The organism is Litorilituus lipolyticus (assembly GCF_006439335.1).
In the GTDB taxonomy this organism is placed as follows: Bacteria; Pseudomonadota; Gammaproteobacteria; order Enterobacterales; family Alteromonadaceae; genus Colwellia; species Colwellia lipolytica.
In genome coordinates this window covers 197,829-214,154 of the sequence record NZ_SAWY01000019.1, presented here as the reverse complement: position 1 = coordinate 214,154, position 16,326 = coordinate 197,829, and the positions used below count along the sequence as shown (strand labels likewise).

The 16,326-nt window shown below is 38.1% G+C and carries 17 protein-coding genes; 15 read left to right on the top strand and 2 right to left on the bottom strand.

What is annotated here, in order from left to right; translation table 11 throughout:
* The first annotated feature begins 84 nt into the window (after window positions 1-84).
* From EPA86_RS09025 to EPA86_RS09010, 4 genes are all read left to right on the top strand, one after another.
* A complete protein-coding gene (locus EPA86_RS09025; RefSeq protein WP_140603103.1) occupies window positions 85-858 on the top strand; it encodes a SapC family protein in 774 nt (257 codons plus the stop codon).
* Between the two features lie 149 nt (window positions 859-1,007).
* A complete protein-coding gene (locus EPA86_RS09020) occupies window positions 1,008-2,465 on the top strand; it encodes a coiled-coil domain-containing protein (RefSeq protein ID WP_140603102.1) in 1,458 nt (485 codons plus the stop codon).
* Window positions 2,466-2,543: 78 nt separating this feature from the next.
* Window positions 2,544-3,176 carry a YjaG family protein gene (locus EPA86_RS09015; RefSeq protein WP_140603101.1) on the top strand — a complete coding sequence of 211 codons (633 nt, stop codon included), beginning with the start codon at window positions 2,544-2,546 and terminating at the stop codon, window positions 3,174-3,176.
* Between the two features lie 56 nt (window positions 3,177-3,232).
* Window positions 3,233-4,795: a serine hydrolase gene (locus EPA86_RS09010; RefSeq protein ID WP_140603100.1), complete on the top strand. Its 1,563-nt coding sequence runs from the start codon at window positions 3,233-3,235 to the stop codon at window positions 4,793-4,795.
* Here EPA86_RS09010 and EPA86_RS09005 read toward each other — a convergent pair whose 3' ends face one another.
* On the bottom strand, window positions 4,796-5,545 hold the full coding sequence (locus EPA86_RS09005) for an MBL fold metallo-hydrolase (RefSeq protein ID WP_140603099.1): 750 nt from the start codon (window positions 5,543-5,545) through the stop codon (window positions 4,796-4,798). It lies immediately after the preceding gene.
* A 15-nt stretch (window positions 5,546-5,560) separates the two neighbouring features.
* Window positions 5,561-6,157 carry a 16S rRNA (guanine(966)-N(2))-methyltransferase RsmD gene (gene rsmD / locus EPA86_RS09000; RefSeq protein ID WP_140603098.1) on the bottom strand — a complete coding sequence of 199 codons (597 nt, stop codon included), beginning with the start codon at window positions 6,155-6,157 and terminating at the stop codon, window positions 5,561-5,563.
* Between the two features lie 119 nt (window positions 6,158-6,276).
* Here rsmD and ftsY point away from each other — a divergent pair, with 119 nt between their 5' ends.
* The 11 genes from ftsY (at window position 6,277) to hemB (ending at window position 16,304) form a co-directional block, all read left to right on the top strand.
* A complete protein-coding gene (gene ftsY, locus EPA86_RS08995; RefSeq protein WP_211664919.1) occupies window positions 6,277-7,476 on the top strand; it encodes a signal recognition particle-docking protein FtsY in 1,200 nt (399 codons plus the stop codon).
* 101 nt (window positions 7,477-7,577) lie between these two features.
* Window positions 7,578-8,276: a cell division ATP-binding protein FtsE gene (gene ftsE, locus EPA86_RS08990; RefSeq protein WP_140603096.1), complete on the top strand. Its 699-nt coding sequence runs from the start codon at window positions 7,578-7,580 to the stop codon at window positions 8,274-8,276.
* Window positions 8,269-9,243: a permease-like cell division protein FtsX gene (gene ftsX / locus EPA86_RS08985; RefSeq protein WP_140603095.1), complete on the top strand. Its 975-nt coding sequence runs from the start codon at window positions 8,269-8,271 to the stop codon at window positions 9,241-9,243. The genes ftsE and ftsX overlap by 8 nt, the downstream gene beginning before the upstream one ends.
* A 209-nt stretch (window positions 9,244-9,452) precedes the next feature.
* Complete coding sequence (rpoH, locus tag EPA86_RS08980; RefSeq protein WP_140603094.1) at window positions 9,453-10,307, top strand: RNA polymerase sigma factor RpoH; 855 nt, start codon at window positions 9,453-9,455, stop codon at window positions 10,305-10,307.
* A 202-nt stretch (window positions 10,308-10,509) separates the two neighbouring features.
* Window positions 10,510-10,752, top strand: a complete 243-nt coding sequence (gene tatA / locus EPA86_RS08975; RefSeq protein WP_140603093.1) for a twin-arginine translocase TatA/TatE family subunit — start codon at window positions 10,510-10,512, stop codon at window positions 10,750-10,752.
* Between the two features lie 3 nt (window positions 10,753-10,755).
* A complete protein-coding gene (gene tatB, locus EPA86_RS08970) occupies window positions 10,756-11,217 on the top strand; it encodes a Sec-independent protein translocase protein TatB (RefSeq protein WP_140603092.1) in 462 nt (153 codons plus the stop codon).
* Window positions 11,217-11,975 (top strand): twin-arginine translocase subunit TatC, encoded by a 759-nt coding sequence (gene tatC, locus EPA86_RS08965; RefSeq protein WP_170309609.1) that lies wholly within the window; start codon window positions 11,217-11,219, stop codon window positions 11,973-11,975. The genes tatB and tatC overlap by 1 nt, the downstream gene beginning before the upstream one ends.
* Window positions 11,976-11,980: 5 nt before the next feature.
* Window positions 11,981-12,550 (top strand): hypothetical protein, encoded by a 570-nt coding sequence (locus tag EPA86_RS08960; RefSeq protein WP_140603091.1) that lies wholly within the window; start codon window positions 11,981-11,983, stop codon window positions 12,548-12,550.
* An 11-nt stretch (window positions 12,551-12,561) separates the two neighbouring features.
* The gene (locus EPA86_RS08955; RefSeq protein ID WP_140603090.1) at window positions 12,562-13,362 is read left to right on the top strand and encodes a TatD family hydrolase; all 801 of its coding nucleotides are present in this window, start codon (window positions 12,562-12,564) and stop codon (window positions 13,360-13,362) included.
* Complete coding sequence (locus EPA86_RS18355; protein WP_246058323.1) at window positions 13,350-15,245, top strand: sensor domain-containing diguanylate cyclase; 1,896 nt, start codon at window positions 13,350-13,352, stop codon at window positions 15,243-15,245. Before EPA86_RS08955 ends, EPA86_RS18355 begins: the two co-directional genes overlap by 13 nt.
* An 18-nt stretch (window positions 15,246-15,263) precedes the next feature.
* The gene (gene hemB / locus EPA86_RS08945; protein WP_140603089.1) at window positions 15,264-16,304 is read left to right on the top strand and encodes a porphobilinogen synthase; all 1,041 of its coding nucleotides are present in this window, start codon (window positions 15,264-15,266) and stop codon (window positions 16,302-16,304) included.
* The last annotated feature ends 22 nt before the right edge of the window (window positions 16,305-16,326 follow it).

Sequence of the window (16,326 nt, the reverse complement as noted above, 5' to 3'; positions counted from 1 at the left end):
TGCATTATTTTCTTCAAGCTAGTTAGCGTAAAATTACAATAATATAAAAACATGCTAATAAAGCAGTAAAAACGAGAAATAGTCATGGCGAATTTTGTTCCAGTAAAACCAGATCAACATCAAAACCTTAAGTTAACTAACAAACGCAATTTATCACATACAGCAGGTCAACATATTGTACCTATTACTGCTGGCGAATATGCACAAGCGACATCAAGCTTTCCTGTAGTATTAGTAAAAAACCCAGATTCTCCACGTTACCGTAGCGTTGCGATGCTTGGTTTAGAAAGTGGTGAAAACTTATTCTTTAAAGATGACAAATGGTCAGCATTAACAGTACCACAAAGTTTAGGTATGTACCCATTTGCCTTAGGTTTAGATCCTGAACGTGAAAATACACTAACTGCATGTATTGATTTAGACAGTGAATTTGTTGGTGAAGATAAAGATTTAGCTTTATTTGAAGACGGTAAAGAATCAGAGATATTCACTAATATCCAACAGTCATTAGGCCGCTTATATGAAGGTGAGAAGATGACTGAAAACTTCATTAAAGAACTTGAAGAGAATGATTTATTACAAGAGCTTGAATTAAACATCGATTTAAGCACTGGCGAAAAGAAAAAGCTAGTTGGTATTTTCACGGTAAATGAAGAAAAAGTTAAAGCACTAGCTGAAGATAAAGTAGTTGATTTCCATAAGCGTGGTTTGTTTGTGCCAATTTACTCTATGCTTGGTTCGTTAGGTCAAGTAAACCGTTTAGTTCAATTACGAAATGATTCATCAGAAGTTAAAGTAGTAGGTATTCAAATTTCACCTGTTGGTCAACAACAAGCAGCTGAAAGCGCTGAAAGCTAATTTCAAACAGCACAGCAAAAAAGATAATATAAAGGGGGCTTATGCCCCTTTTTTGTTTTTTTTGTAAAAAAAATGTCAATTCGATATTCCTGTGCAATAACTGTTGTGGTAGTTTAAAGGCAGTAGTGGTTTATAATAATGAGAATAATATGGTCGATAAAAATAAACTATCCAAGGATGTGGAAGAGCAAATACAAAGCTTAGCCAGTGATGTTTATATTCAAGTAGAAGAAAAGCTAACTAAGTTAATTGGCGCTGCTATTGAAGACGGTGCTAACGCAAACTCGACTCAAACATCTGATTATCAAGCGTTAGAGAAAACATTACAGACAAGTAATGAAGAGATTAAAACCCTAAAACAAGCGCTGTCTGAAAAGCAGGCTGAACAAGAGAGTAGCAAACAAAATTTTCAGGTTGAGTTAACACAAAAGACGATTAATTATACAGAAACTATTGACCAACTGAAAAAAGAATTAGCTCAAGCTTCTTCAGCAAAAGCGAATGTTGAAAATCAAAATAAAGACATTGGTAGCAAATTAGAAGAAAAATTGCTGGAAAGTGAACAAGCATTAAATGAAAAAACCCAAGAAGTTGATGGCTTGAATGGTCGCTTAATGGTGCTAACTGAGCAAGAGCAAAGTTTAACTAGCCAGTTAAAAAGCGCACAAGAACAAAGTAATCAGCTTGCAGAGCAATTGAAAACCTCACAAACACAATTAGAGCAAAAGAATAAAGAGCAATCTGAATCTGGTAATGCGCAGCAAAAGCAAATTGATGAGTTAACTCAAAAACTTTCGATCGCAAACAATGAGTTAACAACGCTGCAGGAGAGCAATAAACAAGCGATTGAGAATAGTACAAAAGAATCAGAGCAAAAGCTTAACCAATTATCAGAGCAATTACAGTCTGAGCAAAAACTAAAAGCCGAGCTATCTGACAAAGTTGTTGCCCTAGAAAAGTCATTAACTGAGCAGCAAGCAACGCAAGACAGTGTGGCTCAACTAACAGAGCAATTAGCAAAAGAACAAAGCAGTAAAACAGAGCTACAGCAGCAATTGTCTGAAATGCAAAAATCAATTGATAGCCAGCTTGATAAAGAGAAGCAATTTGAACAGCAAGCACAGGCACACCAAACTCAAGTAACACAATTAAGTGAAGCGTTAGCAAAAGAGCAGCAACAACTAGTCGAAGTTAAAGCGTCTGTTGCTGAAAATCAAAAGCAGCTTGAACAGGAAAAAACGGCTGCAATTGATAAAATTGTCGAGTTAGAAAAAGCTCATGAAGCATTGACGAAGCAAGTTGAAACTGAAAAATCAGATATTGAACTGTATAAGAAAGAAGTCGAAGCACTGAAGGACCAAGTAAAAGTTGCTCAAGAAGGTGAAGAAAACGTACTTAAACGCTTTAATGCAAGTCGAGAAAAGCAAGAACAAGATAATAACCAAGTTAGAGAAACGATTAAGTTCTTACGTGATGAAAATCACGAGCTAAGTGCTAAAGTGGCTGAACAAACCACGACTTATTCTGAACAGATTCAAGAAATGGAGCACAAGTTAACTGAGTATCGTTTGAAGTTTGAATATGCGCAAAAGCAGTTAGCTAATTAACTTGTTATTGATTTCAACTATTCTTACCTGCAATTCCGTATATAATTACTCACAATTTTATTTGTGAGTAATTTTTTTGTGTCAATATATCTACCATTCAAGAAATTAAGTAAGTGGCAGCAAATTACGTTTGCTGCGGCTTTGCTTGAACGTATGTTACCTAATTATCAAATGTTCAGTGAAGCTGAGCAGTTTGGTGATAGCCAAGTGGTGCGTAATCAGTTAAATATTATTTGGCAATGGCTTGCTAACCCACAGTCAGTCAAAATAAATGTTGAAGCTCAACTTAATAAACTAGAACCTCAAATCCCTGATCCTGAGGCGTTTGACTCCTTTGGCGTGTTTCCTGCGTTAGATGTTTGCATGGCGATGAGCTCTTTATGGCAATTAATAGATTTTAAGCCTAAGGCTAAAAAAGCAGAGGAAGTTACTGATGATGTTCAAGCCATCAGTCGCTTATCAGTCAATAGTGTCAGTTACTTTGTTGAATTAACCTTGATGCAGCTAGAGCAAGAAGTGAACGAAAGTGAAGATATTGACGTATCATCAGAGCAAATTGAAGCACATCCGTTAATGCAGTGGGAAAAAGAGACTCAAAATGAATTATTTGATTTCTTAAAGTTTGCCGCAGAAAACAAACGAAGCTGTCAATTGGCTAAAGAAATGGTGTTGTCTGAAGGTCTATCAAACCTAGGCATAGAGATTAATTAACCGTATAAACATATCTTTAGAGTAAAGTTTTCAATAATAACGAATAGGAAGTAAGAATGAAGCTAATGCAGAAACCATTATTTTTCATTGTCATGCTATGCGCAGCCTTCAGTGTGCACGCAACAAGCATGACAGAAAAAAATGCGAAAGTAGAGCAAGCAATAGAAAAGGCGATGGATGTTTTTCAAGTACCGGGTGTTGCTGTCGCTATTGTTAAAGATGACGAGGTCGTTTTTAGTAAAGGTTTTGGTGTTATTGAGCATGGTAAACCTACTCAAGTTAATACCGATACCTTGTTTGGTATTGCGTCAAATACTAAAGCTATGACGGCAGCTTTATTGGCTCAGTTAGTGGATGAGGGTAAATTAACTTGGCAAACAAAAGTTATTGATATTATTCCTGAGTTTCAAATGCCTGACGCTTTCGTGACCAGAGAATTTACTATCATTGACTTACTCGCGCATAACTCAGGGTTAGGCCTAGGCGCTGGCGACTTGATGATTTGGCCACATACTACATTAACCAATGATGACATTATTAAAGGGCTTAAACATTTACCTCAAGTATCGAGCTTTAGAAGTGAGTTTGCCTACGATAATTTAATGTACATTATTGCAGGCGAGGTGGTTGCTAAGATCCAAGGTAAATCATGGCATGAAGTGATCCAAGAAAATATTTTTATGCCATTAGGAATGGATAATACTCGTGCTGCATTTTCTTTGATTGAATCAGCTAATAAAAATGTGGCTAGAGCGCATGTACCTTTAGATGGTGAGTTAAACGTTGTTGGCGGTAACTTCTTAGAAAAATTCCAAGGTGCAGGTTCAGTGGCTTCTAGTGTTAATGACATGAGCTTGTGGATAAAAGCGCAACTTAACCAAGGTCAGTACACTAAAGATAAACGCCTATTCTCGGCCAAGCAAAGTAAAGCTATGTGGCAAGCGAGAACCTTATTATCTGTTTCTGATGCCGCTACAAAGCATGACAAAACACATTTTTCGGCTTATGGCTTGGGTTGGTTTTTAAAAGACTATCATGGTGTAAAGCTTGTTCATCATAGCGGCGGCATTTTGGGCATGGTATCTAAAGTGGTCTTAGTGCCAGAAGAGAATCTTGGTATGGTTATTTTAACTAACCAGCAATCGGGCTATGCTTTTAATGCGATTTATCAGCAAATCTTAAATGAATACTTGTCTCTTGAAGCTAAAGATTGGGTGAGCTATTACCATGAAAAGCAGCAAAGCAGAGTAGCAAAAGAACAAGCTCGTTTGGCAGAAATGCAGGCGTCAGTTAATAAAAATGCCAAACATTCCCTTAAGCTACAAGACTATGCAATGACTTATGTTGATAACTGGTATGGTGAAATTCATATCACTTATAAAAACAACAAGCTACATATGCAGTTTGGCAATACACCTGAGCTAGTCGGTGATGTAGAGCACCATCAGCATAACACCTTTATTGTACGTTGGCATGATAGAACATTAGAAGCCGATGCTTTTGTTAACTTTAATTTAGATGAAAACGGTGCTGTAAAATATGCCACGATGAAGGCAGTGTCTAAGGCTACAGATTTTAGCTTTGATTTTCATGATTTGAAATTGTTACCTAAAAAGTAGCTATCGACTAAAGCATATTTGCTTTAGTTTACTTTGAATTAAGCGCCAATGAGTCATCGGCTCAGTAGGCGCTTTTTTTTGTATTGAATTTATTTGTTCATTCGTGATTGTGACTTCACCGCCATGAGCTAAAATGACACTGCTAGGCGCTAAGCTTGCTATTTTCTTGAGTGATTTTTGATAATTATTGGGATAAAAAATAGGAAAGGGCGGAATAAAGCCTTTTTTAGTCGCTACAATTAAATCAGCAATATATACACGTTTAGAAGGTAAATGATATAAAGAAATATCTCTATCAGTATGCCCAGGTGTAGTAAGTACTTGCCAATCGTCGAACCCTGGAAGTAAATCACCATCAGTTAACTGTATGTCTGCTTTTAGCGTGCTTGAATACCATAACCAGCGCTGACGCTTTTGCATTTTATTGGCAACATAGCGTGTTAATAAAATATCGGTAATATGCATTAACTTACCCGAGAACCCTCTATACCATTGCGTATCTTTTTTGGCGCAGGCAATATTACAACCAGTGAGTTTTCTTAATTTATTTGCTGCACCCGCATGATCGGGGTGCATATGAGTTACTGTGATGAGTTTTAAATCACTTGGGCTACGAGAGAGCGTGTTACTAATAAAATTAAGTACTGTTGTTACATCAGCTCGAGAGCAACCATCAAGTAGCAATAGCTTATCAGGGTATTCAACCAATAAGATTTCTTGTATATAGCCTGATAAAACATATAACTTCATATTAATATCGTGTGTTTAAGCGGTGAATTGGTAGAGACGATAACTCACTTGACCGGCGACTTTTTCTTTTAGCAATTGCCAGTTAATCGGAAGGCCTGCGAGTTCTGTAGAAGAGGCATCAGATTCCATTTCAATATAGATAAGTGCTTGTTCTGCCAACCAGCCTTGATTTAACAATTGAACAGTCTGTTGCACGAACTGCTTTCTAAAAGGTGGGTCAATGAAAACCACATCGAACTTTTTACTTGGTTTTTGTAAAAAAGTTAATGCGCTATTGTTTTCAATGATGACATTGCTTGCTTTTAATAACTGTGCATTATGAGTTAACTGCTTGGCTGCGGCTTTATCTAGCTCAATAAATGTGACTTGTTCGGCACCACGTGACTGTGCTTCAAACCCTAAGCCGCCAGAGCCGGCAAAGCAATCTAAGCAATGAGCACCAGGTATATAAGGCATTAACCAGTTAAAGACGGTTTCTTTTACTCTATCAGTGGTTGGGCGCAAACCTTCTGCCATCAATACCGGTAGCTTTCTGCCTCGGTGTGAGCCAGCAATAATGCGAATATTTCCTGTAGCTGATGCGTTAGGGCTTCTTTTTTTGTGTTTGCTCATACTTTATTCGCTTACTATTGCGCTAGTTTAGTTTTTTGATTTAAACAGAAGTGTTACTATATCGGCAATTTTATCCTTGTTTGGTTGTAATACCAATCTAATTAATATTGTAAATACGTATGTCTAAGAAAAAAGGTATGTTTTCCTGGTTGGGTTTTGGCCAAGATGAAGAGCAAACTGCTAAAGAGCATGAACAAGCTAATAGTGAAGAGCAGGTATCTGACGATCAGTTAAATACTGAAGAATCGACAGTAGAGCAAGCATCAAGTGTTGATGAAGTTGAAGTGATACAAAACACTGACTTGCCAGAGCCAGAGCCAGAGCCAGAGCCAGAGCCAGAGCCAGAGCCAGAGCCAGAGCCAGAGCCAGAGCCAGAGCCAGAGCCAGAGCCAGAGCCAGAAAAGGCAGGTTTCTTCACTCGATTAAAGCAAAGTTTAACTAAAACTAGGCAGAATATTGGTGGCGGAATCTTTGATCTTTTCCGTGGTAAACAAATTGATGATGATTTATTTGAAGAGCTAGAAACGCATCTACTGCTAGCTGACGTTGGTGTTGAAACAACAAGTAAAGTGATTGACTCACTGACTAAAACTGCCAGTCGTAAACAATTAAAAGATGCAGAAGCTTTATATGAGTTACTAAAAGAAGAACTACAAAAAGTTATTGCAGATGTTAGCAAGCCTCTTGATATTTCGAAAGACTCTGGCCCTTACGTTATCTTAATGGTTGGGGTGAATGGAGTAGGTAAAACCACGACGATTGGTAAGCTTGCTAAGCAATTTCAGGCGCAGGGTAAGTCAGTTATGTTAGCTGCAGGTGATACCTTTAGAGCCGCCGCGGTAGAGCAATTACAAGTGTGGGGAGAGCGTAATGAAATCCCTGTTATTGCTCAGCACACAGGTGCCGATAGCGCTTCTGTAATTTTTGATGCGATTAGTGCAGCTAAAGCAAGAAACGTTGATGTATTGATCGCTGATACAGCAGGTCGCTTGCAGAATAAAAACCATTTAATGGAAGAGCTGAAAAAAGTTGTTCGTGTTATGAAAAAACTTGATGTGGACGCCCCAGATGAAGTTATGCTAACCATTGACGCTGGTACAGGCCAAAATGCGCTGAGTCAAACCAAACTCTTTAATGAAGCTGTTGGCTTAACTGGCTTAACATTAACTAAGCTCGATGGTACTGCTAAAGGCGGTGTTGTTTTCGCTGTGGCCGATAAATACGGCATTCCAATCCGATATTTAGGTGTTGGTGAAGGAATTGATGATTTGCGTCCATTTAATGGCGAAGACTTTATTGAAGCACTCTTTACCAAATAATTGAGCATAAGTAAGCTATTTTTTAGAATAAATAGTTCAAGACTATCAACAAAGTATGATAAGTTGTTTTCATAAAAATAATAACAAGATCTACTGTTTGCATGATTAACTTTAGTAATGTCAACAAAACATATCCAGGCGGCTATTTAGCGTTAAAGCAAGTAAGCTTTTCATTAGCCGCGGGCGAAATGGCGTTTTTAACGGGACATTCAGGTGCAGGTAAAAGTACCTTACTCAAGTTAATTTCGATGATGGAAAAGCCTAGCTCGGGCAGTATTTGTGTTAATCATAATGAATTAGCTGATATAAAATATCAGCAGATTCCCTATGTACGTCGCGGTATAGGGATGATCTTCCAAAACCATAACTTACTTAAAGATAGAACGATTTTCGATAATGTCGCCTTGCCATTAATTATTGAAGGTGTCAGCCATAAAGAAATTCGTAAACGTGTCAGCACTGCATTGGAGAAAGTACATTTAAGTGCAAAGTTGCGTTGCTATCCTCATATGTTATCAGGTGGTGAACAACAGCGAGTTGGTATTGCCAGAGCTATTGTTAATAAGCCTCCAATACTACTAGCCGATGAACCCACGGGTAATTTAGATCCTAAGTTATCACTTGATATTATTCGCTTATTTGAAGAATTTAATGCTGCTGGTGTCACCGTATTAATTGCTACCCATGATTTAGGGTTAATTGCTCGCATGAAGTATCGCACGCTAACCCTTAAAGAAGGCACCATGATCAATGATGGCATCGTTGATGGTTTACAGGCGAAAGGAGGCATTGATGAGTGAGTTACATAGTAGTGGCTTGGTCGAAAGAGAAGGCTTTTTTCGTCGTTTATTAACCCTGCCAATTAGGCACTTACAGCAGGCTATTGGTAGTTTAGGTGATTTATGGCGTACGCCTTTCACTTCGGTAATGACAATTTTTGTACTCGGTATCAGTTTAGCCTTGCCTGCTACATTACATTTATTTGTTAAGAATGCCCAACATGTAAGCGAACAGTGGGATAGCGCCTCACAAATAACCTTATTTTTGAAGCTATCAACCAGTGAGAAAAGTGGTCAAAACCTTGTCAATCGCCTTAAGCTTTACCCTGAGATTGCCACAGTGCATTATATTTCCGCTGAGCAAGCACTTAAAGAATTCAAGATATTGTCAGGGTTCGGTCAGTCTCTCGAATATCTCGATAAGAATCCGCTACCTGCCACGGTTTTAGTGACGCCTACACAGCGCTCTAGCCAAGCTCAAGCGGCAAATGAATTGTTAGCTAAGTTACTTAAAGAAAGAGAAGTAGAACAAGGTAAACTCGATGTTGAATGGCTAACTCGGCTCGAAGCTATGGCACGGCTCATAGAAGATATTGTTGTTGGCGTTGCTTTATTGCTTTGTTTGTCAGTGGTGCTTATTGTTGGTAACACTATTCGTTTAGCCATTTTAAATCAAAAAGATGCCATTGCTATTATGAAGCTTGTTGGCGCAACAGATAGTTTTATTCAAAGACCATTCCTTTATTCAGGTGCTTGGTATGGTATTTTTGGTGGCTTGTTATCCTGTGTTGCTGTAGCCGTCTTGGCGGAGTATCTAACAGGTGCTATTGCTGAGCTAACTGATTTATACAATAGTAGTTTTGAATTGCAGGGTCTGGTTTTCAATGAAATATTAACACTCATTGGCTTTGCTATTTTATTGGGCTTATTGGGGAGTTACATCTCTGTACGCCAGCATATCAGGGCAATTGAGCCAAATGCCGATTAAATTTCTCTCTTTATAACTCTTTGTTTGTTCGACAGTAATTTTTTCTATTACAAACTGACACAAAATATTCATTAAAAAAGTGAAAGATCTTGTTGTGTTGCCCTATCTATTGCGATAGTGTTCATAGCCTTGTTCTTTTTGAGTAACAGCCGTATTGTGCTAAAATCCCAATAGAATAAGATTATCGGAGTTAAATGGAGGATCTTTTTATGAGTCAAACAATGCAACTGACAGTACCACAAAGTGGAAGTATTGAAGCCTATATGCAATCAGCATATAGCATTCCTATGCTTACTGCAGAAAGAGAGCATGAGCTGGCTACTCGCCTCTATAATGAAAATGATTTACAAGCAGCGCAAGAGCTTATTATGTCTCACTTGCGATTTGTTATTCACGTTGCCAAAGGCTATGCAGGTTACGGTTTACCACAAGCTGACTTAGTACAAGAAGGCAATGTTGGCTTAATGAAAGCCGTTAAACGTTTTAACCCTGAAGTGGGTGTGCGATTAGTCTCTTTCGCAGTACATTGGATTAAAGCTGAAATCCATGAGTTTGTTTTAAAGAACTGGCGTATTGTTAAAGTAGCAACAACTAAGGCACAGCGTAAGTTGTTCTTCAATCTACGAAAAAACAAAAAGCGTTTAGGTTGGTTCAGCAATGAAGAAGTGAATACTGTTGCTGAAACATTAGGTGTTAGCACAAAAGATGTCATGGAAATGGAATCTCGTATGAGCACCCATGATCAAGCGTTTGAATTATCAAATGATGATGATGACAATGCCAATGCGAGTAACTTCTCTCCCGCACAGTATTTAGAAGATAAACAGTCTGATTTAGCGGTTGAAGTTGAAAATGAAAACTGGGAAACGCATGCTAATAATCGCTTATCGACAGCATTAGTGACACTTGATGACCGTAGTCAAGATATCATTAAAACACGTTGGTTAGATGAAGATAAATCTACGTTACAAGAACTAGCGAATAAATATCAAATTTCAGCTGAGCGTGTTAGGCAGTTAGAAAAAAATGCCTTAAGTAAATTAAAGCACTCTATGGCGGTATAATTACTTTATGTAGTGTGTTTAAAAGCCGACAATATTGTCGGCTTTTTTGATCTCGTAAATTGCTATCAGTAGCTATCAAGCAAACAATTGGAATAAAATTTGTTTTATCTCATGATTTTTTCGTTCTGTGTGTGCTTTTGCTCGTTTACTGGAGTAATTTAGGTATATAATGCCCGATAAGTTAGTAAATAGGAGTTCTTTTATGGGTGGTATCGGAATTTGGCAATTAGTGATTATTGCCGTTATCGTTGTATTGTTATTTGGTACAAAAAAATTACGTAACCTAGGCGGTGATCTTGGTTCTGCAGTGAAAGGCTTTAAAAATGCCATTGGCGATGACGCTGAAAAAGCAAAGGCAGCGGAAAAGTCTTCAGAAACATTGGCTGATAATTCTTCAACAACAGCTAGTGAAAGTGAAAAAGTTAACGAAAAAAATCAGGCGTAGTAAATGTTTGATATCGGCTTTTGGGAATTAATGATCATAGGCATCATGGGTCTAGTGATATTAGGTCCTGAACGATTGCCTGTAGCGATTCGCACTATACGCGGTTGGATTGGTGGGGTACGTAAATTTAGTGATGCAGTAAAAACTGAATTAACAGAAGAATTACGTATTAACGAATTACATGCCAATTTGAAAAAAGCTGAACAGGCAGACATGAAGAACTTGAGTCCAGAAGTGGCTGAGTCTCTTAAGTCTCTGCAAGAAGCAACGGATATGGTTACTGAGCCATTTAAGAAAGTTGATACTGAACCATTAGATTCAATGATCTCATCCTCTTTAGCCGCCTCTTCAAAAACTCAAACCAGTAATGAAGCTAGTGACGTAGAACATTCAGCTGATAATGAAAAGATAGAGCAGCCTATAAAAGCGGTTGCTCAAGTAGAGAGTACTGAAAAGCCTAAATAATGACTACCATTCACAAGCCTAGCGCTACCCTTTTCGATCACTTATTAGAGTTAAGAAACCGCTTGTTGCGATCTGTACTGGGCGTGTTAATTGTCTTTTGTTGTTTAGTGTATTTTGCCCAAGATATTTATCAATATTTAGCGCAACCATTACTTTCAACTATGCCCGCAGGTGCGCAAATGATTGCAACTGATGTTGCCTCACCGTTTTTCGCTCCGTTTAAGCTTACAATTGTACTGTCTTTTTTCATTGCTATGCCATATATCCTGTATCAGGTGTGGTCTTTTGTTGCTCCTGGTCTTTATAAAAATGAAAAGCGCTTGGTAGCACCCTTGATGTTTGGTTCAACATTATTGTTTTACAGTGGAATAGCTTTTGCCTATTTTGTTGTTTTTCCGGTGGTTTTTGCTTTTTTTACTTCAGTTGCTCCTGATGGCGTTGTCATCGCAACAGATATAAGTAGTTATTTAGACTTCGTATTAAAATTGTTTTTTGCTTTTGGTGCGGCATTTGAAATACCAATTGCTATCATTTTGATGTGTTGGACTGGCATGACAACCCCTGATAGTTTACGTGCCAAGAGACCTTATATTGTTGTTGGCGCATTTGTTATTGGCATGTTATTAACGCCGCCTGATGTTATTTCTCAAACCATGTTAGCCGTGCCAATGTTGCTATTATTTGAAGTAGGTATAATAATAGCTTCTCTTCATTATAAAGAAGATGAAGAAGAATCAGATTCACAGGTTAAGGAATAATAATAATGAAAAAGATTAATCTACTAATAAGTGCAATAGTGCTTAGTAGTTCTGTATCTATCGTGTATGCAGCAGATGAACAAAAACTAGCAACGTCGGTAAAGCAATGTGCTCAAGAGTTAGATAATTTTGCTCGCCTTAATTGTTTTGATCGTCTTGCCTCTCAACTAAAAGTTTCAGCAAAACAAGCTCCTAAAAAGCATATTCAACCAGCAAAGCCAGAAGAAATTATAGCGCCAGTGAGTAAGCCAAAGCCTGTGGTTAAATCAGAAGCTAGTGCCACTAAGCCAATACGAAATGAAGATAATTTTGCTAAAGCTCATTTAGAAAAAACAGCAGAAGAAAAAGCTGAAGAAGTTACCGAAATAACGGCAACAGTTACTAAAGTAACTAAGTTAATGCGTGGACAATTAAAAATCGCTTTAGACAACGGGCAAGTTTGGCAACAAAAAGATAGTGGCAAGCTTAGATTAGAAGAAGGACAAGAAATCCTACTTGAAACAGGTGCCTTAAACGCCATTTACTTGAAAAAGGTTGATGAAAATAAACGTATTCGCGTTAGGCGAGTTAAATAGCGAGTCCCATTTTGATTGATGTTGGCGTCAATTTAACCAATCAGCGTTTTGACAAAGATCGCAAAGAGGTACTATTACGTGCCCAGCAAGCTAACATCAATCATCTTGTTATCACTGGTACTAGTGTAACCGAAAGCCAAAAAGCATTGGCTTTATGTCAGGAGTATCAAGCAAGCTTCCCTCGATTTCTCTCTTGTACTGCTGGGGTTCATCCTCATGATGCGGATCATGTCTCTGGTAATTATCTTGATGAGTTAGAACAACTTGCCCAGTCTAAATATGTTAAAGCCATTGGAGAGTGTGGATTAGATTTTAATCGAAATTTTTCAACCCCTGAGCAGCAGCAAGTGGTTTTCCAACAACAAGTTCAGTTGGCACATAAGCTTTCAATGCCATTATTTTTGCATCAACGAGATGCATTTGAACCTTGGTTTGCTATATTAAAGCCATATATTAATCGTTTACCTGCTATGGTTTCACATTGCTTTACTGGCACTAAAGATGAGTTAGAGCAGTGTATCGCAGCTGATATGTATGTAGGTATTACCGGTTGGTTATGTGATGAGCGTCGAGGTCAAAGTTTACGAGATATTGTTAATTTAATCCCTCTGAATCGTTTACTGATTGAAACAGATGCCCCTTACCTAACGCCAAGAACTATTAGACCCCGGCCTAAGAGCAGTAGGAATGAACCTTGCTATTTAAGTTATATTCTTGCTGAAATTGCATCAATAACAGGTAAAGAAATTGATGAAATTGAAAAATGTACCACCAATAATGCGCGTAGGGTGTTTGGGCTATGTCCTACCTAGGTAGAGTATTATTTATACTCGTTATCTGCTTTATGTCCACCTCTTGGGTTAGGGCAGAGCAAAGCCTACCTGACATCCCCAGTTATTCATTAAGTCAATCACAACAAGGCATTGCTAAAGTTCACTATCACGCGATGGCGCAAAAGAATAAAACAATCATTGCAGATTTCTTTGCAGGGAAGAGTCAATGGCCATTGGTAAAAGCGTCGAAAGGGGACTTGGCCTACCAGCCAGGGTTTAACTTAATCGCGTTTCAAGTTGACAATGACTCTCTTGAACGCCAGCTGGCGTATATTACCTTAAAGAATCAAATTAGAATTTCCAGTGCAGAGATATTATTTTTAAATGATAACAATGAATTAGAGTTTATGCCCTTTGAGTTAGAAGGCAATAACACTTTAAAGGTCTCGCTTAGCCTACCTGCTAAAGACAAGATTAAAGTTATACTCTGCATCAAAAGTACTAGCCACTTACGAAGCTCACTGGTCTTATATAATCAATCTGGTTTTATTGAAAATAGTAGCGAAGCAAGCTTTAGATTGGGCTTAGGTCTAGGTGGGTTATTTTGTTTAACATTTGCGATGCTTTTACTGTACCTTGCAATACGCAAAAATACGGTATTATTATTGTTTGCTTATTTGCTATGTCGTACCTGTACATTAAGTGCTATTTTAGGCTTAAATCTTTACTACTTATTGCCTCAATATAATGCATTAAAAGGCATAGAAGTACCGATTTTTGTCGCGGCATCAACCATTGCATTGTTGTTATTCACTGCCAAAGTTTTTAAATTAAAGCAAATCAATGAGCGGTTACATCGCCTTATTCAGTGGATTACTTGGTTATTTGCAGCATTTCTACCAATGAGTTTATTTACACCTGTTTATATTGATGTGAGTGCAATAATGATATTGCACAGCTTAACGATCATCTTTCTCGCCGCCATTGGCTTTTATTTATATCGTTTACGTCAACGTCTAGCGTTGTTATTTAGCACCATAATGGTTGTTAAGTTGATGTCTATGATTGTCATTATTATTGCAACTAACTGGGTGGATATTGGTATCGCTCCCTATAAAGCGGCAATTTATATTACGATATTTTGGATTGATGCCTTTTTGCTAACTTTTATTTTAAGCCGCCAATACTTTTACCAAGTACAAGATAAAGAAATAGCGCAAAAAGAAGCCTTAGAAAATGCAAAGCTTTCTGAAAGTACTCAAGAGCAATTATTGACATTGCAACAAGAGAATCAAGAAGAGTTAGAACAGAGAGTTCAAGAGCGAACATTAGAGCTTAATATTGCTTTACAAGAGCTTGAAGAAGTTAACCAAGAGTTAGAACGAAAAAATATTATTGATGAGTTAACGGGGCTACACAATCGTCGATTTTACGATCAGAAAATTTTGGCAGAATACCGTCGAAGTAAGCGTAATTTGACACCACTTAGTCTTGTGGTAATTGATATAGATCACTTCAAGCGAGTAAATGATGATTACGGCCATTTAGCTGGAGATCAATGTTTGGTATGGTTGAGTGGTCATATTAAACAGTGTTTAAAACGCAATTCAGATCTTGCTTTTCGTTATGGTGGCGAAGAGTTTTGTTTGATATTACCGGAAACAGATAGCCAAGGTGCATTTACTTTGGCGGAAAGTCTTCGAGAAAATATTGCTAGACGTGCTTTTTTGTATCAAGAGTTAGAAATACCAATCACCATCAGTTGTGGTGTTTGTACTTATCAGCAGCAAGCTGATGCTCAGCCAGAGCATATTTTTGCTGGTGCAGATAAAGCCTTATATACAGCGAAGCGCAGTGGTCGAAATCAAACTCAAGAACATAAACTTGTTGATGAAGATATTAATCAACAAGACGTAACATAACGCACTTTAGGAAAATAGATGAATAACGATACTCAATTTGGACAATTTCCAGCACGCCGTATGCGCCGCATGCGCCAAGATGACTATACCCGTCGTTTAATGGCTGAATCACAGCTTAGTGTGAATGATTTAATCTATCCCGTTTTTGTTTTAGAAGGTGAGAACCAACGAGAAGCTGTGCCTTCGATGCCTGGTGTAGAACGTAAAAGTATTGATTTATTATTGGAAGAAGCACAGGAGCTTGTGGATTTAAGAATTCCTGCTATTGCAATTTTTCCTGTTACGCCAGCAGATAAAAAATCACTAATGGCAGAAGAAGCGTACAGCCCTGATGGGCTTGCGCAAAGAACAGTTCGCGCATTAAAAGCTAAATTTCCACAGCTAGCTGTTATAACAGATGTGGCACTAGATCCCTTTACAACTCATGGTCAAGACGGCATCTTAAGTGAAAGTGAAGATAATAAAGCCGGTTGTGAAGGCTATGTGCTTAATGATGTCACTAAGGATATTTTAGTTAAACAAGCATTATCGCATGCACAAGCGGGAGCAGATATTGTTGCACCATCAGATATGATGGATGGTCGAGTTGGTGCCATTAGGGAAGCGTTGGAAGCCGATGGCTTTGTAAACACAAAAATTCTTGCTTATTCAGCTAAGTATGCCTCAAATTATTATGGTCCGTTTCGTGATGCAGTTGGTTCTGCAGGAAATATTAAAGGTGGTAATAAACATACCTATCAAATGGATCCCGCTAATAGTAATGAAGCGATGCATGAAGTTGCACAAGATATTGCTGAAGGCGCTGATATGGTGATGGTTAAACCAGGCATGCCTTACCTAGATATTGTTCGCCGAGTAAAAGACACTTTCCAAGTACCCACTTATGCTTACCAAGTAAGTGGTGAATACGCGATGCATATGGCAGCTATTCAAAATGGTTGGCTCGCCGAAAAACCGTGTGTTATGGAAGGGTTATTAGCCTTTAAACGAGCGGGTGCAGATGGCATCCTAACCTACTTTGCTAAGCAAGTAGCGCAATGGTTAAAAGAAGACGCTTAGGCGATTTTCTATATCTAAAAGT